Here is a 19,301-nt window from a genome sequence, read left to right as displayed (position 1 = left end):
GCGGGTCGCCACCGGTGCGCTCGCGGACCGCAGGGACGTACGACTGGGGGCCGAAGCACGGGACCACGAGAGCCGGGTGTTGTAGGTCTGACCATCGATGACCTTGGCCTAGTGGACCAGGCCCGAGCGGGGGCTGGACCGTCGCCGCGATCCGGCCGTCGGGCTGCACGGTGGCGTTCACGACGTCACCGGTGATCAAAGCGAGCGTGGAATAGGGGCAGCGGCGCGGGAGCCGCTTTCACAATCGTCGCAGGTCAGGGGTTCATTAACTATCAGCCAACCTGACGCTCCGTCTGAAAGGACCCTTGCATGTCAAACTCGAGGTCTCGCTAGCCCAGGTCCAACGCGTTCGGCAGGCCCCAGCGGTAGCGGGTCCGGTCGTGGCGCTTGAGAGCCTCAAACTCCGGGGCCCGGTACAACGGCGTGATCGTGCAGCGCGGTGCGTCCGAACCCGCCCTGTCCAGCAGCGCGTTGACCGCTGCCCGCGCGGAGGCGTTGGCGCCTTCCATGGTCGCCAGATCGATGTCGACGGACACGTAGTCACCCGCGAGGAAGAGGTTCGGGATCCTCGTCGCCGCCGTGGGCCGGTTGTGGAAGGTGCCCGCGGGGTGGATCAGCAGCTCGTCCTCGTTGACCGGATGCGGCGTGCCGAGGCCGTCGACGCCCGGATCGAGGAACCACGAGTGCAGCGCGCTGTCCCTCAGTACCACCTTCCCCGTGTCGTTCAGCGCCGCCTTCAGCTGCGCCCACACCTCCTTGGCGACCTCGGCGCGGGTGCACTGCTTGGCCGTCCTGCCGTACAGGATGCCGGGCTTGCTCCACTCGGAGATGTCGACGGAGAGGCAGTCGACGGCGGCGCCGTCGCCGTAGTCGGCGGGGAAGTCGCGGTCCGGCCAGTGCCCGGACTGCTGAATGGCGGTCAGCGACCAGGGCGAATCAACGCAGTTGAGGTGCCCGTCGAGCAGCGGCGCGGACTCAGTCAGATAGAACTGGATGCCGGTCATCCAGTCCGTCTTCAGCTTGTCGCAGCGCGCGAGCTGGGGATCGGCGGCCCGCAGGTCCGCGCCCCAGGTGCGACGGGCGTGCTCGACGGGCATCGCGCACACGTAGTGGTCGGCGATCACGGTCCGCGCCTGGCCGTTCGGGTCTGTGATCCGTACTCCGGTGACCCTGCCCCCGCTGTACAGCACCTCCCGTATGGTCCTGCCGACCTCGAACTCGACACCGAGCGACGTCAGATGGGCGACCCACGGGTCGATCCACGCCTCGTTCGTGGGCGCGTTGAGGATACGGTCGAGCGGGCCGTCCGCGCCGCGCCCCAGCGCGTTGAAGACGAACGCCTCCAGCAAGCTGGCGACCGTGCGCGTACTGGCCTCCTCCGCCTTGGTGGCGACGATGTTGCGGGTGACCCCGACGGCCAGGATGCGCTGGTAGTCGTGGCTCATGCGTTCCGCCCTGATGTAGTCCCACCAGGGCGTTGCCTCCCACACCTCGTTGCGCCGCTCATCGCAGCTGGTGAGGAAGACCAGGACGCGGTTCACGAAGTACGCCGTCTCGTGCGGGGGTATCCCGCGTACGGTCTCCATGACGGCGGTCAGCGCGCGGCGCACGTCGTCGAGTGTGAGGTCGGGCGGCTGGTGGCCCGGCCAGGGAAGAGGGAGCCGCAGGTCCTCACGGCCGGTGCGGGCGAAGGACATCTCGGAAGGGGCGACGAGGTTGTCCCAGACACCGTTGCGGTTGCCCGGGAACGGGATGCGCCGCATCGTGTCGGGCAGGTTGTGGTAGATGCCCGGGATGAAGCGGAAGCCGTGCTCGGCGGGTAACTCCCGCCGCCCGCCGCGCGCGCTGCCCGGCACGCCCATGCTGCGGGCCTTGCCGCCCAGCGCCCGGCGCTCATAGACCGTCACGCGGAAGCCGCGTTCCGCGAGTTCGTGCGCGGCGGTCAGCCCGGCCACCCCACCGCCGAGCACGGCGACCGACCCCGGCGTGCGTACCGCGGCCGTCGCCGTACGGGCCGTACCCAGCGCGGCGGCGGCACCGCCGGCCGCTGCGCTTGCAGCCATGAACGTGCGTCGTGATGCGCCCGAACCAGCCATCTGTTCCCCCCGCTTACCCGCAGGTAACCATCCGTCCGGCGCAGGAGCATACGGAGAACCCGCGTGACCCGGAAGCCACGTGCGGCCCCAATCCTTCGATGGCTGGAAAACGGGGTCGCAGCCCGAAGCGGCAAGCATCCCGGACACGGTGAGCCTGGTGTGCCTTTTGCTGCGCGGTCCGGCGGCTGGCCGGGTCGTCGACATCGAGCTGAAACCGGAACGGATGGCCCCCGGCCCACCTGGTTGTAGAGCCCGGGCCCTTGAAGGGATCGCCGAGTTGCTCAGGCCGCAGGCGCCCAAGCCGGAGATCTACCTGTGGACGCTCCGCAACTGGAACCATGAACCGGCCAAGGATGACGAGGGCCGCTAGTACTTCCGGTGGCGCGACCCGGCCGACCCGAACCGTCCGGACTGAGGCTGCTACCGGCTCCGTGCCCTCGTTGGCCCCCAGCTGTCGAACCGCACGGAAGATTTCAGTAGGCGGAGCTGTGACCTGGTCACGGAAATCTTCCATGCGGTACTTCGGGGTGGTGCGAGTGCACCGATCAGTTCAGTTTGCTGTGGCACCCCAGTCTTGCCGCCGCATGTGGGCAGTTCAGCGCTTCACGCGACTGCGGACGGCGAGGACGGCCAGGCCGAGGAGGACGGGTTCGGCCAGCCGGGAGGTTATCTCTGTGTAGGTGCCAGTGGTGGTGAGGTCCTGCCCCGAGGAGCGGAAGACCACTGAGTGGGCGCCGCAGTCACCGCAGGAACGGCGCGGCGGACCTTCCAGCTCGCGCTGCGCCGGATCGGGGCCGCCGGAATCGCCGCGCATGAGCTCACCCGCAGCGGCGGTGACCAGGACAAGTTGCTGGCGCCGTGGGTGCGCCGCGCCCATTGACTGGATTCGAGCGCCCGTTCGATAAACCATGAGCTCGCTCATGTTGCACTGCGTGCGCGCGTGATGGGGTGTGTGGGTTGACGTGCACAACTCACATACCTACAGGGGGATTGACGAAGTGAGACCTTTACGTGCGTCGTTGTGGGGGCATGTTGCGGCTGGTGCCGCACTGGCTCTACTGGCGGGGATGGGAACGGCAGCAGCAGCTCCCGCGCCGCCTGCGCCCGAGCGGGGGGCTTCCCCGGCGGCGTTAGCTGCTGCGGGACCGCAGGACCTCTCGGCCGTCGCCGCCGGGGGCGAGCGGCCCGTGTCGGGCAGGGCGCCGTCGGCCGGCCCCAAGTTCTCCAAGTCGGGCAGTGTCTGGCGGGTCATCACTCCGGATGTGGTGCTGCGCAACACTGTGACCGATGCTGACGGAGACAAATCGAATCTGACGTTCCAGGTGTGGACCACGAACGCGGACGGCACCCCGAAGGCCGAGGTCGACCTGGACGGGACGGGCGAGTACGACGTACTGGTGTCGTCGTATGTGGTCTCCGGCGGGACAGCGAAAGTGACCGTGCCGTACGGCTTGCTGAAGCCCGGCGTGCTGTACAAGTTCCGCACCTCCGCCTACGACGGCAGCCTGTACGAGACGACCTGGTCGCCCTATGCGGACTTCCGCATCGACCCCTACATGAAGTTCCCCGCGGCGCAGACGTCGTCGACGATCGACTCCGACAACCAGGAGATCGCCGAGGTCACGCGGACGGATCCGGGGCCGGCTCTGCCTACGTTCACGGCGAGCGGTGCGGTGAAGCGGGAAGCCAGGCAGGAACGTACCTGTGGCAAGCAGGATGCTGAGGGCCGCCAGCTGTGCATCGAGTTGTCCCCTCCCACCAAGAAGTCCAAGGCGCGCGCCAACAAGCGCGCCGAGGCGGTACGCAAGGCCGAGGAGGCCAAGGCCCGAAAGGCCGGGATGTCTCCAGCGGAAGCGGCCGCGGCAGCAAGGGTGGCGCCTGCTGTGGAGCTGGTCGACTGGTGCTGGGACAAGCCGGTGGGCAAGGACTACATGAACCGCACCGACGCCTGCCTGAAGAACATCGGATCGGCGACGCTGATCTTCATTGACCCGGGGCGGGACGTGACGATCGGCACCGCCGAATTCGACTTCGAGCAGCGAATCAAGGCGTACCCGAACAAGGGTGCGTCCGGGTCGAATTTCGCGGAGTTCGACCAGGCGATCGCGATCATGCCGGTCTCGATCGACCAGGCGCTGGAAGGCGTCACGTTGAAGTGGAACGCCGGGACGACGTGCCAGTCGTGTGTGACGTCGAACGTGAAGTGGACGGACGGGCAGAACAACAACGCCGGATCGACCGCGTACTGGGACGTGGACGGCACCAGCCCTCCGTACGGTGACCGGTGGGGCCGCGTGACGACGCAGTGGAACGGCTCGGGCAAGGAGATCATCGATCTGGGCTGGTCGGTAACCGCAACCGTGGACGCCAGTGACGCCGCGACCGACACAGCCAACTTCGGGACCTCCGGGATCGATGGGGTGCGGGAGCTTGCGCCGCGCTGCGACGACTACCTCAAGTCCTCGGCGCCGGGCTGCGTGCTGCCGTACTTCAAGACGACCTGGACCGTCGACACGAACAAGTTCCCGGCCGCTGGGGCGTACTACTGGTACATGCAGCAGGTGATGCCCGATCACGCCGGCTCCAAGCGGTGGGACTCGCTGATGCACTACCTGGGCCCGGACACCACGGTGAAGAACAGCGCGGGCAGTCCGTGGACGAGGGACGACAGCCGCAAGGTCATTTGTGGGGCCTCCTCTTCCTGGAGCGTGCACCCATCCGATGCCTCGGTGGGCTCGGTCGACTGCGACGAGTACGCGCTGGCCTCGACGCACGAGTCAGGCGGATACCCGAAGAGCGTCAACCTGGTGTCGTCGGGCACCAAGTGCGCCCAGTTCTTCACCGACAAGATGGGCGACGGCTCGGCGAACTTCGGTCTCCTCGCGGACACCCGCACGGCAACGAACGGACCGAGCGGCACTGAGCGGTGCGGGCGTGCAGCTATCTCGAGCACGCAGAACCAGAAGGCGTTCAGCGGGTTCCCCGCCCCAGAGTGGCGGACGTTGGACGGTGACGGGTTCTTCGTGACCCTGCCGGGATACGAGCACTGCACGTCGACCACGACCACCTGCACGTGGCGCAAGATCGGCTGACGTAGCTTGAACGCCAGCAGGTGAAGACTACGAGGGGGGCCAGCCCGCAGGGCTGGCCCCCCTTGGCCTTGTGGTCAGTCGGCCCAACGCTGCCACCGGTCTTCCTGTGCCGGATCGATACTGCTGAGCCACACCAGCGTCCCACCGATCAGACCGGGCTTGTCGCGCGCGGCCAGGGCGGGGGTTTCGAGCATGTCGGCAGTCTCTTCCAGGTAGGTGACCAGTGTGTCGAGCTCCTCGACGGGGTTGTCGTTGTAGCGGGACCAGGGGCCCAGGTATCCGGTCGCGGTGTCCAGGTACAGACCCGACGTACTGTCGGCCGGCCCCAAGGCGAACACCGGAATCCAGGTTGCCTGCCACACGGTGATCCGGTTGTCTTCGGTGCGGATGGCGTTGAGGGCGTCCTGATCAGCTTGGGCGTCCGTCTTGAGCCGGTAGGTGGCAGCCACGGCGTCCAGGGTCATCAGAGCCCTGTTGCCTGGAAGGCATCCCCATCCATTGGCCCCGTCGTCGCCCGCGGTCAGCAGCCACAGGGCGCGCAGCTCGACGGGTATCCGGATGCCAAGGTCCTCTTCCAGGGCGGTGATGGCGGCAGGACTCGCGCCGGCGCGCAACGCAGCGTAGGAATCGGGCGCATGGTGCTGGAGCCAGTCGGTGATGCGCCGCCAGGCATCGGCGACCTCCCGTACGGTGACCGCGTCGGCGGCAGGATCAGCAGGCTCCTCCAGCTCTTGGTTCTGGTCCTGGGTATCCGTTGCGGGCTCGGCAACGGCGGCCGGGTTCACGTACCGGATCTCGATCCGGTCGGGCTCGCGGACATAGCCCACAGTCAGGTCGGGGCAGTCCTCGAACACGTCGCCGTCGACCAACACCGTGAGGACGCCGGGCAGAGCCGAAGGCTCACCCATGCCCGGGTCGTCGGCCAACTGGCCGACCAAGACCTTCAGAGCGTAGGGCACGCCAGCTCCGAGCTGGGGGGCGAGCTCGCGTACGTGCGCGGGGATCTCGACGATCACGGCCTGTTGCTCCTTGCTGGTCGATGGAGGACGCTGCCCCTCACACTAGGACGCCGCCGCTCAGCCGCAGGGCGATGTGGGCCAATTGCCGTGCGGCCGAGGCCACCGAACTCGCCTCCCTGCTCCGCAGGTTGGGGCACCTCACCACCGACGGAGAGCAGGAACCCCAAAGGGAATGATCAGTGCGGGGGTTAGCTAGAAGGGCCACTCGGCGTCAACTGGGGACGGGCCAGGCGCGCAGCGCAGCAGCGATCTCGCCGCAGGTGCAGGCAGGGCCGCGCAACAGGTCGCGTAGGGCGAGGGCGTCTTCGCGGGTGGGTTTGACCGGGATCCCGGAAGCCTCCAGGTACATCACGCCAGTCGCCGCGGCGACTTGAACAGGTCCGGCGGGGTTCTGGCACAACGTCTATGACGGTGATCCATCAGGTGGCAGGACGGTCCAGTCGCTTCGAATCAGAGTCGTGGACCAGTTCGGCAAGCTGGATGAGGAAAACGTACGTCGCCAGACGATTCTGGAGGCGAATGAAGTAGGACCTGCTTGAGCACTTGAAGATCTCGCGGCGGCGCACCTTCCACAGAGTGTGCTCGTATGTGTGCGCCGCCTGCAGAAGAGCCGCTTCTGCCTCTTCCGCGCTGCCTTCGAACTCCGCGACGGTCCGCCCGTCACGACCTGCATCCGACACGCCGCTGACAGGCACAGCCAGGACTATCCATTGAGGCATCTCGCGATCAGTTCCCTACCCCCTCGACGTCGCATGCCGCGACGCGTATGACGTCAGTGTCGCAGGCAGTGGCAGCGTCAGGCCGCTGCCGCAGAAGTGGAGCCAGAGCCATCTCTCATGAACATTCCTGAGACCGCCGACCTCCAGATGCTGCCCAAACTGCCGGACAATCGCTGCTGCTGAGAGCAACCTCGGTGAGTGCCGGAAAGTCGCTGCACCTGGTCGAACCAACTGGTGGCTGAACAGCCGCCTCGTGGACGTCTCGCCGTACCGGGCGATGTGGTCGCATGACGACCTGGTGGTCCTTCTCCCCCGCACCCGCCAGTCGCGAACCTGCTCACGAATCAGCTCCTTGAGGACCAGCTCCTTCCTCGTCGACAGTGGCGGTTTCCCGCGCCGGTGCGGAGACGATGGCGGCCGGGCGCGATACGGGCAGCACGACCGCGGCCACCGGCGCGGCCGGGACGACGTCGGCCGGCTGCACGGCCGCGGCTTCGGCACGGGCCTTGGCGGCCGCCGCCCGCCGGGCCCGCACCCGCTCCCACTCGTGCTCGCGGGCCCACGCCCGGACGGTCACGCTCTCATGCAGCTGCTGGTCGATCGCCATACGGCGCTCCGCCTCGGAGGCGTACGGCATCGTGACGTCGACGGCGGCCGCCACCGCGTGCCGCTGGGCACGACTGTTGGCCTGCCGGTCCTCGCACCGTGGGCAGTCCCGGCCGGAGTCGAGCAACATGCGGTCGTCGCACAGCCGGTCGCCGCACTCCTGCCGCTGAGGCAGCCCCTTGCCGATCAGCTGGCTGAGCCACAGCACGATCGAGCTATCCCCGTGGGCGCGGGCACGACCGCTGGGCCGTGCCATCTGGCACAGGTAGCGGCGAGTACCCCCGCGAGCGCGGGGACGACGAGACGGCGGCGGGCACCATCACCCCGACGATCTGGACGAAGCCCGTGACACCGAGGACCCCGTCCACCTCATCCGCATATTCGGGATCTCCACCACAGCCATGAAGTACATCCACGCCGCCCGCCCCCACCGCGTCGGCCCTGTTCCTCACGGAGGCAGACGGCCGCTCCCGGCCAGCACGTGCACCCTCGAATAGCGTCACTCCAGGACCCTGACCTGCCTTCAAGTGGGCGGCAGCTCAGTGTTGAGTCTGTCGGCAGGCACTCGCTCGATGCGGGTCCAGCCCTTCCAGCCCCGCTCCTCCAGGATCGCCAACAGCCGTGCGGCGTGCGGTGAGGACTCGACCATGGTTGAGTCCAGCAGGTCGACGAACTGGTCGTCGATGCCGTCCTCGCCATCCACCTCGCCGGCCTCCACAGCGCGAATCATCAAGCGCTCCATGATGTCGGCGACCTCGACGATCCGCGGATCGTCGGCCGGCCATTCGAGTGCCCCGCTGAGAAGGCTGTAGAGCTTCACCATGTCGGGGTCGTCCAGCTCCTCGTGCTTCTTGGCGATCACGGAGTCGATCGAATCCGGCACCTGGGCGGCGATCATGATCCAGGCGTCCCGCTCCATCTCGATGTACCGCTCCTCAACGCCGAGACCGCGCAGCCGGTCGAGGTAGTCCACGACGCTCTGCGGAAGCGCCAGGTGCTCTCCGGCGGCGAGCCTGCCGAGTCGGCTGCGAGTGTCCTGCAGCCGCCGGATCTCGGCGCGCAGGGCCTTGTCAATCTCCTGGACGCCGCCGGCGAACTCGTCCGGGCCGGCGGCGAGGAGTTCCTGCACCCGGGCCAGCGGCACGCCGGCGTCTGCGAGGGTGCGGACCCGGATCAGTCGCACGACCGCGACAGCGTCGTAGGTCCGGTATCCGGACCGGTCGCGCTCGGGCTCCGGCAGCAACCCGATCCGGTGGTAGTGGCGTACCGCCCGCACCGTCACCCCGGCGTACGCCGCAAGCTGGCTGATGGTGAGCATGGGCCTCAGCCTGCCTCAGGCGATCTTCCGGCGATAGGCGGCCATCGCGAAGATGTACGCCACGACGAGGATGCCGACGCACCACGTGAGGGCGGTCCAGATGTCGTCGCCGACCGGCTGCTGGGCGAACAGGCTGCGGATCGTGTTGACGATCGACGTCACCGGCTGATGTTCGGCGAACCAGCGCACCGGGCCGGGCATCGTCTTTGTGGGCACGAACGCCGAACTGACGAACGGCAGGAAGATGAGGGGGTACGCGAACGCGCCAGCGCCCTCGACCGACGACGCGGAAAGCCCGGGGATCACGGCGAGCCAGGTCAGCGCCAGGGTGAACAGGAGCAGGACGCCGGCGACCGCGAGCCATGCCGACACTCCTGCCCCTGAGCGGAAGCCCATGAGCACAGCGACGCCCACGACGAGCACGAGCGCGATCAGGTTGGCGACCAAAGAGGTGACGACGTGGGCCCACAGCACACCTGACCGCGCGATCGGCATGGACTGGAAGCGTTCGAAGATCCCGCTCTTCACATCGGTGAACAGCCGGTACGCGGTGTAGGAGATGCCTGAGGCGATGGTCATGAGCAGGATGCCGGGCAGCATGTAATTCACGTACGGAACCGACCCGGTATCGATGGCGCCGCCGAACACGTAGACGAACATCAGCATCATGGCGACGGGCGTGATGGCGGTCGTGATGATGGTGTCCATGCTGCGTGTGACATGGCGCAGGGTCCGCCCCGTGAGCGCGGCAGTGTCGTTGAAGAAGTACGCGGTCATCGTTGTCCCCCAGTTGTCGTGCGCGTGGCGTCGCTCTTGTCGCTGCCACCGATGACTGCGAGGAAGATCTCCTCGAGAGTGGGCTGCTTCTCGACGTACTCGACCTTGGCGGGCGGGAAGAGCTGTTTGAGCTCGGCGAGGGTGCCGTTCACGATGATCCGACCCTGGTGGAGGATCGCGATCCGGTCCGCCAGTTGCTCGGCCTCGTCCAGATACTGCGTGGTGAGCAGCACCGTCGTTCCGTGGCCCGCGAGCTCCTTGACCGCATCCCACACCTCGATGCGCGCCTCGGGGTCGAGTCCGGCCGTCGGCTCGTCGAGGAAGATCACCGGTGAATTCCCGATGAGGCTCATCGCGATGTCCAGCCGGCGGCGCATCCCGCCCGAATACGTGGACACTCGCCGCGCGCCCGCGTCGCTCAGCGAGAAACGCCTCAGCAGGTCATCCGCGATAGCGCCGGGGTCCTTGAGGTGGCGCAGCCTGGCGACGAGGGCGAGGTTCTCCCGACCGCTGAGGATCTCGTCGACGGCCGCGAACTGCCCCGTGAGACTGATGGACTCCCGCACGTTCGCCGGTTGCGTGGCGACGTCGAAGCCATTGACGCTCGCCGCCCCCGCGTCGGCTTTCAGGAGCGTGGCGAGGATCCTCACGGTCGTGGTCTTACCCGCCCCGTTGGAACCGAGCAGGGCGAAAATGCCGCCCGGCGCCACGTCGAAGTCCACACCGCGCAGCACTTCGAGCTTCCCGTACGACTTCTTGAGACCTTGCACGCGAATCGCCGGTCCGGCGATCGATTGGACTGTCATGGTCATCTTCCTCCCTCGTGGAGCTGTTCCAGGCGACTGCGCGGAAGCTCCTCCGGAAGAATGGAGGGTTGACCCAGCGTCAAGGTCAACCCTGTTCCGACCATGACATCCAGATCACCGGTCGATCAGACGCATCGCAGCAACGACGGACTGCTTGCCCCGAGCTCGGTAGGCCGCGAACCCGCCATACTCATAGCTGTCGGTGAACCGCTCACGCGTCGGTTCCTGCGACTCACCGGCCACACATCAACGAACCCGCCTGCTTCCCCCGGCGGGCCACGTCGACGCCGGAGAGACCAGCCTCGCGGCAGCCGCCCGGGAACTGGCGGAGGAACCACACGTCTACATCAAGGAAGTCGGCAGCACCGGCCGGCGCATCAACCAGAGCTTCGTCGAGGAAGACGCCTTCTGGGTCTGGGCCGTCATCGAGACCCTGCGGCACACCGGCGTCCGGGCCGAAGAGCTCACCGAACTGACCCACCTGGCTCTGGTCTCCTACAAACTTCTCGATCAACTCCCCAACAAAGGCGAGGTCGTCCCGCTGCTGCAGATCGTGCCGTCCAAGAGCAACGAGGAACGACTGCTCCTGGTCAGCCCCGAACTGGCTAGCGTCCTGGCCACGATCATCAAGTGCCTGCGCGACGCGACGGCGGAAAGATCCCGCCCGTCGCGCGCTATGACTCCCACGCGCGCGTTACTGGCCCTCCGCTCCCGCACCTCTTCCAGCGCCGGCCCTACTGGCAGCCGCAGGTCATGAGCGAGGCCGCCGTCAAGCGGCTAATGGACCGCACCCTGGAATGCACCGGCCTGCGGGACCAGGCAGGCGAGCCACTGCTCTGCACGCCCCACGACTTCCGCAGGATGTTCGCGACCGAGGCCGTCGCTGGCGGCGTCCACATCGCGGCACGCATCCTCGGACACAAGACGCTGACCACCACTCAGGCGTATCTCGCGGTCTTTCAGGACTACTTGATCAGGACATACCGCGGCTTCCTTGACCGTCGTCGCGCGGCGCGTCCCCAGGAGGAGTACAGCGAGCCCACTCCGGAGGAGTGGCGCGACTTCCAGCAGCACTTCGAACTCCGCAAGGTCTCACTCGGCACCTGCGGGCGCCCCTACGTAACCCCCTGCAAGCACGAGCACGCCTGCTTCTCTGAACCAGCGATCGCTACTCGGGGCTCTGGGTGAACCGCTGGCAGCTGGGTCCTCGCCGGGCAAAGATGGAGCCATGCGCGATGCCCACACCGACCCCGAGCTCAAAGACGTGGTCCGACGATTCGTCGCGCCCGGCCGACGGTACCTTCGTCTGGGTGGAAGCTTCCTGCGGCTGAGCGGGCTTGAGCGCGAACTGTTCGTGAGGAACCTGGTCCAGGCTGCCGGGGAGATCACTCCCGCTGAACTCGGCATCCTTCTTGAAGGGGGTTGGCGAGAGCGCAGGACTGCCTCCTGGCTGGTTGCTGTAGCCGGCAGGACCGAGTTCCGCAGCCGCATCGGCGAACTCCTACTGGCCAGCGGAGGCCCCTACGGCGGGGCCTACTGCATCACTCTTGCCACCTTCGGCACCAGCGCGGACGCCGATCTGGTCTGCAGATACCTTGATCGCTACTTGCCTCAACCCGAGCTGGGCTACGACCGGACCTTTGCTCTCAGCACACTGCTTCACCTCGATGCGGTCCTTGGGACCGAGAGAGCATCCCCATACCTGGCCGCCGGTGGCCTGTGGCAGCAGTGGACCGATGCCACGCCGAACGTAGTGTGGGATCCGCAGGAGTACCGGCATGTCGTGGACCAGCTGTGTTCCTTCGCCCGCGAGTGCGCTGAACTCTTTGCCAGAATGGAAACCAGGCACTGAGTCTCCCGACCTGAGCGCTGAACGCCGACTGCTTCGGACCTCTCGCTAGAGTCTGGGCGATGACAGGAAACCAGGGCCGCTCGTCAAAGACCGCCCAAGATGGTGGCATCGAGGACGTGACCCTCTTCGTCCTGGAGTGGCTGGGTGAGCAGGGCGTGAACGCCATGATCAGAGTGGACGCCGAGAGAGTGGCCGACAACGCGCCGGCGTGGACGTTCGCCGCCAGTGGGGGTCCCTTGGAACACGGCATGCGTGCTGACGGAAGGACCGTGCAGCAGTGCATGTCCACAGCCCTGTCCCAGCTGCGGGAGGCCGGGCTGTCGGTTCCGTTTTGATCTTCGTCTTCGCTCGCCTCTGGCTTCGATCATGACGTTGGTCTCGGCGTCCCAGCGGTTCCTGCGGACCGGCTGAAGCCCGGCATTCCGAGCTGGACCGCAGCCAACTGTCTCTCGGCCAGTGCGTCGACCTGGGCGAGCTTGTCTTCGGCGCCGGCCAAGCTGACACGGAGTCCTTCGTAGGGCTGCTGAACAGCGGAAACAGGACGAGTCATCGAACCGGAAACAAGATCGGCTCGATGTCGCTGATGACCGTTCGAATCCTCCCCGAGGGTCATCACGGAGGCCATGGCTGGACGAGGCCCACCTGTACGCATGCAGGGTGACCCGGGCGCCCATAGGCTGGTGCTCGGGGCAGTCGCCGGGACAGAGGAAGCGAGAAGTCCATGTCGCCTGGTTCCGATCCGCAGGAGCGTCAGGGTTCCCAGCCCGAGGAGTCCCGCGAATCTCAGCAGCGCCTCCAGATGCATCTGGATCGGAGAGCCAGGGCGTTCACCGCGCTGAGCAACATCATGAAGCGCCTCTCGGGCACCCAGAAGAACGTGATCGACAAGCTCAAGTGACGGGGCTGAGCCCGTTAGTCGTGGATGGCGAGCTCGGTGTCCGGCCGACAGAACGCGCACCCTTCGATGTTCGGATCCGTCAGGGACACCCGCGCGTCGTGCTCAGTGATCCGGTGCGGCCGCCCTTCGATCATCGAGCAGACCGCCGTGTGGTTGATCGCGGGCTCGGGTCCCCGGGGCGTGCGCCGCTGCTGGACGGTGAAGGTGGGGCGCGCGCTGATCTGCGTCACCGGGCCGAGGCCTGCGCCGCCCTTGGGGAGCCGAGGACGCCGTGGTGGTCGAGCGTCGGCCCTAGCGAGCGCGGCCTGGACGGCATCGCGCTGGATCCTGAGATCGCGACGGTCTCGTTCTCCGCGATCTCCTTGCTTCCGGCTGTCGTGACGTCGTCACCGTCGCGGAGTTGGCGCACCGCCCGCCGGGGTACCCAGGCGCGGGTCGGCGACCTCGATTGGACGGGACACAGCACCGTGTTGCGCCCCCGCACCGCGCCTATGAGCGTGACCTGCCAGGCCCGGCCTACTTCGCGCATGGCCAGGCGGTCGCACTGCGAAGCTCAGCTCGTACGGCGGACCGCCCCAACGCCGATCAGTCCCCCGTCGTCTTGCGGCACTCACTGATGATGTTCGGCTCGTCCAGCCTGTTGATCAGCTTGGTACGTCGCTCATCGAGTTGGCTGTCCTTGTCGACGTCCGCGGGGTCGCTGTAGTCCCCGTCAAGCTGGGTGCCGCGCAGGTCGCCGAGTTCGAGGGTGACCGAGGTGAGTTCGGCGCTCCGGCTCAATGCCGTAGCGAGAGGCTGCCTGGTGTCATCGAGGCGGGCGGCCTGGGCTGCCTTGTCGGCTGCCTTCTCCATGAGGGGAAAAACCCTGTCCCGGGACTCCTGCCGAGCTGCGCTGTCTATCAGTGGATCATCAGAGACCTCGGGGAACTCCATCGTGCAGGCCGCGCGGGCGAGTTGGAGTGCTTCCTCCTTCTCACCGCCAGCGCTTGCGGCGAGCGTTGATACCGCCACCACAAGGGCCGAGCCGCACCCGATAAGGCGCTTGAATCTGTTCACGTTTCCCTCCCGTATATGCGGGGGGAGGGGCCGCGAGGCGTCGGGTCGCTTCGTGCCTCTTCGAGTCCGTGTGTTGATCCGCGGCCGGCTCGGTTCAGTCGCCCCGGCACTGGACCACACGAAGCCGCGCACCGTCGTCCGCCGACTCAGTCATGTCCTCGCTTGGAAAGGCGAGTTGGGGAACCTCGTGGGGAGTGGCCACCGGAGGCAGCTGCGTCCGTTGGGGCAAGGGTGCGCGGCGTGGATGTCGCACTGCCAGTAGTCGAGTCGACGAAAGCCGGAGATAACCCTCAGGTCGCCAGTCTTTGCGATGACGTAGGCGGGGAGGTTGTTGCTGCGAGTCCAGTGGGTGTCGTGGCGGTCGGCGTAGGCGCTGCGGTCGGTATGCCAGGCAGGAGTGATGCCCTCCTTCTGTGTCTTGGCGGCGCGAGCACGGACGCTGCGGGGACCAACGGTGCCCGCTGAGGACAGCTGGCCCTCCCAGCCGATGCGCAGTCCATCGGCCCCTTCGTTGAGGGTGTCGGTCTGGATCCAGTTAATGAGGGGCAACGGGTGGAGTTCGAGATCGGGGGGGGCAGAAGGGCCCGCAGGCGCAGCAGGTGCGCGCGATCTGACGTGCTCGTGCAGCGGCTCGGCCAGGGCGACGCCCCCGGTCGAGCGGCAGCACGCGGAATCCCGGACCCGAAGCCGAGTTCCTGCGGCAGCCACTCCCACTGGATCTCGGTGTGCAGCACGAACAGGATGGCCTGCGGGCAACCACGGTCGTCCAGTGGCAGCCGGCCGGGATGGCGCGGACGCCGCTGCCTGACCCGCAGTAACGGCTCGATCCGCCCCCACAGATCATCCGGCACCATCCCCGGAGGACCGTTCCCCTTCCCCATGACTCGTGCACCGAGCCAGCAAGGAAGGGGATGTGGCTACGACCAGGCTTCCATTAGGTGCTCCAACTCCCGCAGCTGACGGCCTAATCAGTCCTCACCCTGCTTCACCCCCATCCCCTCAGCCTGTGCGCGATGGGAGCGCCTCAAAAACTGCCGTGACCATCGTGCGCAGCACACCGGGCCTCGCCGTACTCATGCTCGGGGGCCCTGACATGTGTCAGGATCCCTCCTGCCTGCCTGTCTCCTACCCTTTCGCGCAGGACGCCCGGCACAGGGCGGAACTGAAGGGCAGGTCATGAAGAGCCTCTGGAAGCGCGCACTCGTCACCGGAACTGCGGGAATCGCTCTCGCCGGCGGAGTCGGTCTCGCGACCGCCTCACCCGCGGCGGCCGCGGCGGCCGCGGAGCCCAACGTGCTCCAGTGCAGCACCTGGATCGAGAACAATGTCGCCTACGGCAAGTGCTACAACCCCGGGACGCAGCTGCACGCGTTCTCCGTACGCGCCATCTGCGGCTGGGCCCCCGACGCTTACTCGAATTGGGTATATGCGACGCCGGGCAACACCCACAGCATCGGTATCGGCTGCGGCCCGTTGAGCACCGGCGTCGGCGGCGTGGCGATCGAGTACGGCGGCTGAGCGTCCCGGGACGCCCAGATTCATCAGAAGCCCCCTAGAAGGTCGATGAAGATCTTGGGTTCTGGCCCTGCCGCGTGAGCGGCAGGGCCAGACTCGTCATGTGGCAATGGGCGAGTGGGTCGCGAGATGGTCGGGGCGGACGTGTGGGAGACCTGCCGGGATCTGATCCCGGCCGGGAGTGTCTTCGCGTTCCTGGCCGAGCATCACCGCGCACCCCTCGACCAAGAAGCGGACACAAGACGTCGATATGCCTCCCTCACCCCGAGCGAAACCATGCTTGACCAGCAGAAATCATGGGATCCCGTTCGGTTGAGATACGGCTTCCAAGAAATCGGGTGCGGTCGGCTGAGCTGGGGTGATAGCTAAGCAATATGACAGAGAGTCTTGAGTATTCCGCCCTGCTGCAACTGATCGACGAGCGGTCGGCCGCGTTCCGCAGTGCGGTTGCCGCCGCGCCCAGCCTTGACGCGCCGGTGCCGTCCTGCCCTGAGTGGACGTTGTTGGATCTGGTGCAGCACCTGGGTACGGGCCAGCGCTGGTGGGCCGCGATCGTCGCCGCGGGCCCGGCCGAGGCTCCGCCGGCCAAGGATGCCGCGCAGGTCCCGCGCGAGCTCGAGGCGCTGCTGGCCTGGTACGCCGAGTCGAACGCACTGCTGCTGAGTGCGCTGCGCGAGGCTGGCCCGGAGCGCGAGTGCTGGACGTGGTGGGGCGCCGGCGTGTCGCCGGCGAATGCCTGGGGCGTTGCCCGGCGCCGGGTGCACGAGGTGCTGGTGCACACCTACGACGCCCAGCTCGCCGCAGGCGCCGCGCAGCCGATGCCGACGGACGTCGCGATCGACGGCGTGGCCGAGTTTCTCGACACCTGCAACTCCACCCCGGCGGCCTGGCCGCACCAGGCCGCCACCATCCACTACCACGCCACCGAGGGCCGCTCCTGGCGCCTCGTGCTGGACGGCACCGGCGCCTGGCCCGCACCCCTCACGGACCACGCCGCGCCCGCCTCCGCTTCGGCCACGGGCACGGCCGAACAGCTGCTCCTCTTCGTCTGGGGCCGCCTCACGCTGAGCGACCTGAAGATCGAGGGCGACCAGCAGGTGTTCGAGCAGCTGATCGCCTGGGAGCCCGAGGAGTAGCCAGTCAATCCCGCCAGCGGACCGCCTCGATGACGTCCGCGTCGGTGAACATCGCGAACAGCTCCGCCTCCGCGCGGCAGACGGCCAGTACGGCCTCGTACAGCTCAGGCTCGAGCGCCTCCCGGAGCACTGCCGAATCAGCCAGGAACGGGATATGGCTACGACCAGGCCACTAGGCTGCGTCCCGTGGATCAGATGGACCTTTGATCATCGCCCTGAACTACCTCGCGGCACTTCAGGTCGCGGCGATCTTCCTCGGGGTACGAACGTGACGGTAGGGCCGGTCACCTCTGCCAGGAGAGCGCCTCAACCGATGCGATGTCACCCGCCGCCACCAGTCCGAGGATTGGAAAGTGCTCGACGTGCTCCCTGTGCGATCACGGAGCGATGGAGTTGAGCTGGTCCTCGTCGGCATCCTGGGGAGTAGCTGCCTCGGGGACCTACGCCCAGGCCAGCCATGCATTCGGTTCCTGCGGCCCCCGACCCGCGTCGTGATGGCTGTGACCAGTCGGCCGCTGACGCCAGTGCCGGCGGGGCGCCGCGTAGCCGCTGATGCCGGCAGGGTGGGCCAGCACGGTCTGGAGATCGTGCTGGCCGCCGCCCAGGGATTCGAGGCCCGGCGAGAGCCGGTCGGCAAACGCATCACGGCCCGCGTCGCTCTGCTCGACAATGGTCGTGTTTGAGGGCGTGTTCTGCGACGGCGGACAGTCTGGTGTTGGAGTGTTGGGCGGGGAGCCCTCCCGCAGCACGATCAAGCCGTCCCGCGGCGCTTTCCATCCGGCACCAGCTACTCAACACTCCCCACGAACTGTCGCGCCTACGACTTGCTTGAGCAGATGGTCTCAGTCCAGGTCGCCTGCAGGTCACGGCAGACAATAGTGAGTGTGCCGTCCCAGCACACGATCTCGTGGCTGCAGCCGTCCCCGTGCGGCAGGATCTCGTCGAAGATCACGGCCCCGAGGTCCACCCCTGGGTCCTCGTCGGCGGGATCGACAATGAAGCTGGACACGCCTGCGTAGCGTATGACCAGGTCTCGATCATGCTTCCAGCAGTTGTGTTGGAACTCGATCTCCATCTCCTCGCCGCCGGCACCTTGGACGGCCCGAAGCGACAGGTCCTTCACACATCGCCTGCTCCGGAAGTCGTAGTGGTCGGTGTCAGTGGCGAAAGCCCGGGCACCCGGCGGCAGATCACCAGAGATCAAAGGCAGATGATCCAGGTAGGGAGCCGGGTCCAAGACCCCTGACAGGTCGCCGACCTGCGCATCAAGATTGACGTACTCCATCGGCCTTCGCCCCCGCTCGTGGCTTCCTTGTGGCCGAGGAATCGTCGCACGCCTCCTGTTCTCAGACTCAAGCTCCCCAAAATGAGATGACGGGCAACCGCGTCTGTGCAGGGCCGGATAGGATCCGCGGGTCGTCTTGCAGGGGGAGGGGCCATGGCCGAGGACCGCGAAGTCACCAACAACAGCATCAACAGCGCGGCAGATGTGGTGGAGGAGGCGGTGGTGCAGCTGGCGTACCGGCCGTCGCCCGCCGATACGTTGGTCGGTCTGCGGGTCCGGCAGCGGATCAAGCGGTGGGGGCTTGTACTACGAAGCGTGTTCCTCACCCTGTGGGTCGCGCAGTGGCTGTTGGGCACCATGAGCCGGGGCAGTGTCGACGTGGTCTCAACCGTTCTGTTCCTGCTCGTTGTCCTGGTGGTGGGGGGCTATCCGCGGCTGCAGGCCGCCCAGGTGCAGCGACTCGTCGGATGGCAGGGCGAGTACCGCACCGTGGTGTCCCCGGCTGGTATCACCACCAGTAGTGACCACAGCACGCTCATCCAGAAGTGGTCGGTCCTGCAGGGCTACCGCGAGACGCGTGGCCACTTCGTCCTGCTCAGCCGGGATCCCAACATCATGTGCCTTGAGGTCCTGCCCAAGCATGGGCTGAGCACGGCTGACGACGTGGACCGGCTGCGTGCCCTCCTGGACCAGCACTCCACCCGCGTCTGACCTCCGGGCCCTCCTGCCCCAGGACGACGACGGGCCCAAGGACGACGACGGCCTGCCCACCGTTAAAGAAACACATCATCTGCCATCGGCAGCTTTGCCGCGCGTGTCGGAGCCCGGGTGGCCGCGGTCTCCTGTACGTACGTCCGTGAGTCTCGAGGACGGGAGCTCGTGGTCGGCTCCGCTCCATGGCAGCGCGTGAGGAAGGTGTGTTGCCGGCCCACGGCGCTCACAGGGAATCTTCGTGCGGTTCGTGCTGCATGCAGGCCCTGTTCGGCGAGGGCCACAGCAGCGGCCAAGTGGCCGGGCCGGACGAACAGGTGGAGCGGGGGTCGGCGACGGCCACGGGTGTCCTGGCCGCCCTCACTGCTCTGATGGGTGCTCTGGGCAAGAAGCAGATCAGCAGGGCATCCCCGCC

General features: G+C 67.1%; 23 protein-coding genes and 3 pseudogenes. 12 read left to right on the top strand and 14 right to left on the bottom strand.

Translation table 11 applies throughout. The annotated features are described in order from the left end of the window. Positions 1 to 329: 329 nt before the first annotated feature. The gene (locus OHT51_RS42105) at positions 330 to 2,063 is read right to left on the bottom strand and encodes a hydroxysqualene dehydroxylase (protein WP_443052679.1); all 1,734 of its coding nucleotides are present in this window, start codon (positions 2,061 to 2,063) and stop codon (positions 330 to 332) included. A 112-nt stretch (positions 2,064 to 2,175) separates the two neighbouring features. Between OHT51_RS42105 and OHT51_RS42100 the strand changes: the two genes are divergently transcribed. The 3 genes from OHT51_RS42100 to OHT51_RS42090 all read left to right on the top strand — a co-directional run bounded on the left by OHT51_RS42100 (position 2,176) and on the right by OHT51_RS42090 (position 5,188). Continuing rightward, positions 2,176 to 2,466, top strand: a complete 291-nt coding sequence (locus OHT51_RS42100; protein ID WP_328884171.1) for a hypothetical protein — start codon at positions 2,176 to 2,178, stop codon at positions 2,464 to 2,466. Between the two features lie 357 nt (positions 2,467 to 2,823). Further along, positions 2,824 to 2,976 carry a hypothetical protein gene (locus tag OHT51_RS42095; RefSeq protein WP_328884630.1) on the top strand — a complete coding sequence of 51 codons (153 nt, stop codon included), beginning with the start codon at positions 2,824 to 2,826 and terminating at the stop codon, positions 2,974 to 2,976. Positions 2,977 to 3,163: 187 nt separating this feature from the next. Continuing rightward, the gene (locus tag OHT51_RS42090) at positions 3,164 to 5,188 is read left to right on the top strand and encodes a hypothetical protein (RefSeq protein ID WP_328884170.1); all 2,025 of its coding nucleotides are present in this window, start codon (positions 3,164 to 3,166) and stop codon (positions 5,186 to 5,188) included. Positions 5,189 to 5,262: 74 nt separating this feature from the next. Here OHT51_RS42090 and OHT51_RS42085 read toward each other — a convergent pair whose 3' ends face one another. The 7 genes and pseudogenes from OHT51_RS42085 to OHT51_RS42055 all read right to left on the bottom strand — a co-directional run bounded on the left by OHT51_RS42085 (position 5,263) and on the right by OHT51_RS42055 (position 10,433). Next, on the bottom strand, positions 5,263 to 6,204 hold the full coding sequence (locus OHT51_RS42085; protein WP_328884169.1) for an SMI1/KNR4 family protein: 942 nt from the start codon (positions 6,202 to 6,204) through the stop codon (positions 5,263 to 5,265). Between the two features lie 214 nt (positions 6,205 to 6,418). Then, positions 6,419 to 6,577, bottom strand: a pseudogene (locus tag OHT51_RS42080) (fic family toxin-antitoxin system, toxin component); the annotation flags it as partial. A gap of 49 nt (positions 6,578 to 6,626) precedes the next feature. Continuing rightward, a complete protein-coding gene (locus OHT51_RS42075; RefSeq protein WP_328884168.1) occupies positions 6,627 to 6,902 on the bottom strand; it encodes a hypothetical protein in 276 nt (91 codons plus the stop codon). Between the two features lie 361 nt (positions 6,903 to 7,263). Then, positions 7,264 to 7,740, bottom strand: coding sequence for a hypothetical protein (locus OHT51_RS42070; protein WP_328884167.1), 477 nt, complete (start codon positions 7,738 to 7,740; stop codon positions 7,264 to 7,266). Between the two features lie 315 nt (positions 7,741 to 8,055). Beyond that, on the bottom strand, positions 8,056 to 8,850 hold the full coding sequence (locus tag OHT51_RS42065; RefSeq protein WP_328884166.1) for a helix-turn-helix domain-containing protein: 795 nt from the start codon (positions 8,848 to 8,850) through the stop codon (positions 8,056 to 8,058). A gap of 15 nt (positions 8,851 to 8,865) precedes the next feature. Continuing rightward, positions 8,866 to 9,627, bottom strand: coding sequence for an ABC transporter permease (locus OHT51_RS42060; RefSeq protein WP_328884165.1), 762 nt, complete (start codon positions 9,625 to 9,627; stop codon positions 8,866 to 8,868). Further along, complete coding sequence (locus OHT51_RS42055; protein ID WP_328884164.1) at positions 9,624 to 10,433, bottom strand: ABC transporter ATP-binding protein; 810 nt, start codon at positions 10,431 to 10,433, stop codon at positions 9,624 to 9,626. The genes OHT51_RS42060 and OHT51_RS42055 overlap by 4 nt, the downstream gene beginning before the upstream one ends. A gap of 202 nt (positions 10,434 to 10,635) precedes the next feature. Here OHT51_RS42055 and OHT51_RS42050 point away from each other — a divergent pair, with 202 nt between their 5' ends. From OHT51_RS42050 to OHT51_RS42030, 5 genes are all read left to right on the top strand, one after another. After that, on the top strand, positions 10,636 to 11,190 hold the full coding sequence (locus OHT51_RS42050) for an NUDIX domain-containing protein (RefSeq protein WP_328884163.1): 555 nt from the start codon (positions 10,636 to 10,638) through the stop codon (positions 11,188 to 11,190). After that, positions 11,187 to 11,621, top strand: coding sequence for a tyrosine-type recombinase/integrase (locus OHT51_RS42045; protein WP_328884162.1), 435 nt, complete (start codon positions 11,187 to 11,189; stop codon positions 11,619 to 11,621). The genes OHT51_RS42050 and OHT51_RS42045 overlap by 4 nt, the downstream gene beginning before the upstream one ends. 40 nt (positions 11,622 to 11,661) lie before the next feature. Then, the gene (locus OHT51_RS42040; RefSeq protein ID WP_328884161.1) at positions 11,662 to 12,285 is read left to right on the top strand and encodes a DUF6000 family protein; all 624 of its coding nucleotides are present in this window, start codon (positions 11,662 to 11,664) and stop codon (positions 12,283 to 12,285) included. A 59-nt stretch (positions 12,286 to 12,344) separates the two neighbouring features. After that, on the top strand, positions 12,345 to 12,620 hold the full coding sequence (locus OHT51_RS42035; protein WP_328884160.1) for a hypothetical protein: 276 nt from the start codon (positions 12,345 to 12,347) through the stop codon (positions 12,618 to 12,620). 386 nt (positions 12,621 to 13,006) lie between these two features. Next, positions 13,007 to 13,183, top strand: a complete 177-nt coding sequence (locus OHT51_RS42030; protein WP_328884159.1) for a hypothetical protein — start codon at positions 13,007 to 13,009, stop codon at positions 13,181 to 13,183. A gap of 14 nt (positions 13,184 to 13,197) precedes the next feature. Here OHT51_RS42030 and OHT51_RS42025 read toward each other — a convergent pair whose 3' ends face one another. The 4 genes and pseudogenes from OHT51_RS42025 to OHT51_RS42010 all read right to left on the bottom strand — a co-directional run. Beyond that, positions 13,198 to 13,413 carry a DUF6233 domain-containing protein gene (locus tag OHT51_RS42025; protein WP_328884158.1) on the bottom strand — a complete coding sequence of 72 codons (216 nt, stop codon included), beginning with the start codon at positions 13,411 to 13,413 and terminating at the stop codon, positions 13,198 to 13,200. Next, positions 13,410 to 13,712: a hypothetical protein gene (locus OHT51_RS42020; protein WP_328884157.1), complete on the bottom strand. Its 303-nt coding sequence runs from the start codon at positions 13,710 to 13,712 to the stop codon at positions 13,410 to 13,412. The genes OHT51_RS42025 and OHT51_RS42020 overlap by 4 nt, the downstream gene beginning before the upstream one ends. A 56-nt stretch (positions 13,713 to 13,768) precedes the next feature. Next, on the bottom strand, positions 13,769 to 14,239 hold the full coding sequence (locus OHT51_RS42015) for a hypothetical protein (RefSeq protein ID WP_328884156.1): 471 nt from the start codon (positions 14,237 to 14,239) through the stop codon (positions 13,769 to 13,771). A 668-nt stretch (positions 14,240 to 14,907) separates the two neighbouring features. After that, positions 14,908 to 15,120 (bottom strand): annotated as a pseudogene (locus OHT51_RS42010) (transposase); the annotation flags it as partial. Between the two features lie 295 nt (positions 15,121 to 15,415). Here OHT51_RS42010 and OHT51_RS42005 point away from each other — a divergent pair. Together OHT51_RS42005 and OHT51_RS42000 are read left to right on the top strand one after the other, a co-directional pair. Then, positions 15,416 to 15,757, top strand: coding sequence for a hypothetical protein (locus OHT51_RS42005; protein ID WP_328884155.1), 342 nt, complete (start codon positions 15,416 to 15,418; stop codon positions 15,755 to 15,757). A 371-nt stretch (positions 15,758 to 16,128) separates the two neighbouring features. After that, on the top strand, positions 16,129 to 16,890 hold the full coding sequence (locus tag OHT51_RS42000) for a maleylpyruvate isomerase family mycothiol-dependent enzyme (protein WP_328884154.1): 762 nt from the start codon (positions 16,129 to 16,131) through the stop codon (positions 16,888 to 16,890). 4 nt (positions 16,891 to 16,894) lie between these two features. Here OHT51_RS42000 and OHT51_RS41995 read toward each other — a convergent pair whose 3' ends face one another. Next, on the bottom strand, positions 16,895 to 17,020 hold the full coding sequence (locus OHT51_RS41995; protein WP_328884153.1) for a hypothetical protein: 126 nt from the start codon (positions 17,018 to 17,020) through the stop codon (positions 16,895 to 16,897). A gap of 415 nt (positions 17,021 to 17,435) precedes the next feature. Here OHT51_RS41995 and OHT51_RS41990 point away from each other — a divergent pair. Next, a pseudogene (locus tag OHT51_RS41990) lies at positions 17,436 to 17,573 on the top strand (ATP-binding protein); the annotation flags it as partial. A 134-nt stretch (positions 17,574 to 17,707) separates the two neighbouring features. On the opposite strand, the gene OHT51_RS41985 reads toward OHT51_RS41990, so the two are convergent. Next, positions 17,708 to 18,175, bottom strand: coding sequence for a hypothetical protein (locus OHT51_RS41985; RefSeq protein WP_328884152.1), 468 nt, complete (start codon positions 18,173 to 18,175; stop codon positions 17,708 to 17,710). A 153-nt stretch (positions 18,176 to 18,328) separates the two neighbouring features. Between OHT51_RS41985 and OHT51_RS41980 the strand changes: the two genes are divergently transcribed. Next, positions 18,329 to 18,886 carry a YcxB family protein gene (locus tag OHT51_RS41980; protein WP_328884151.1) on the top strand — a complete coding sequence of 186 codons (558 nt, stop codon included), beginning with the start codon at positions 18,329 to 18,331 and terminating at the stop codon, positions 18,884 to 18,886. The last annotated feature ends 415 nt before the right edge of the window (positions 18,887 to 19,301 follow it).

The organism is Streptomyces sp. NBC_00299, from assembly GCF_036173045.1.
Classification (GTDB): Bacteria; Actinomycetota; Actinomycetes; order Streptomycetales; family Streptomycetaceae; genus Streptomyces; species Streptomyces machairae.
Note: the sequence above shows the minus strand (reverse complement) of the source record. Positions and strands in the feature narration are given on the sequence as shown.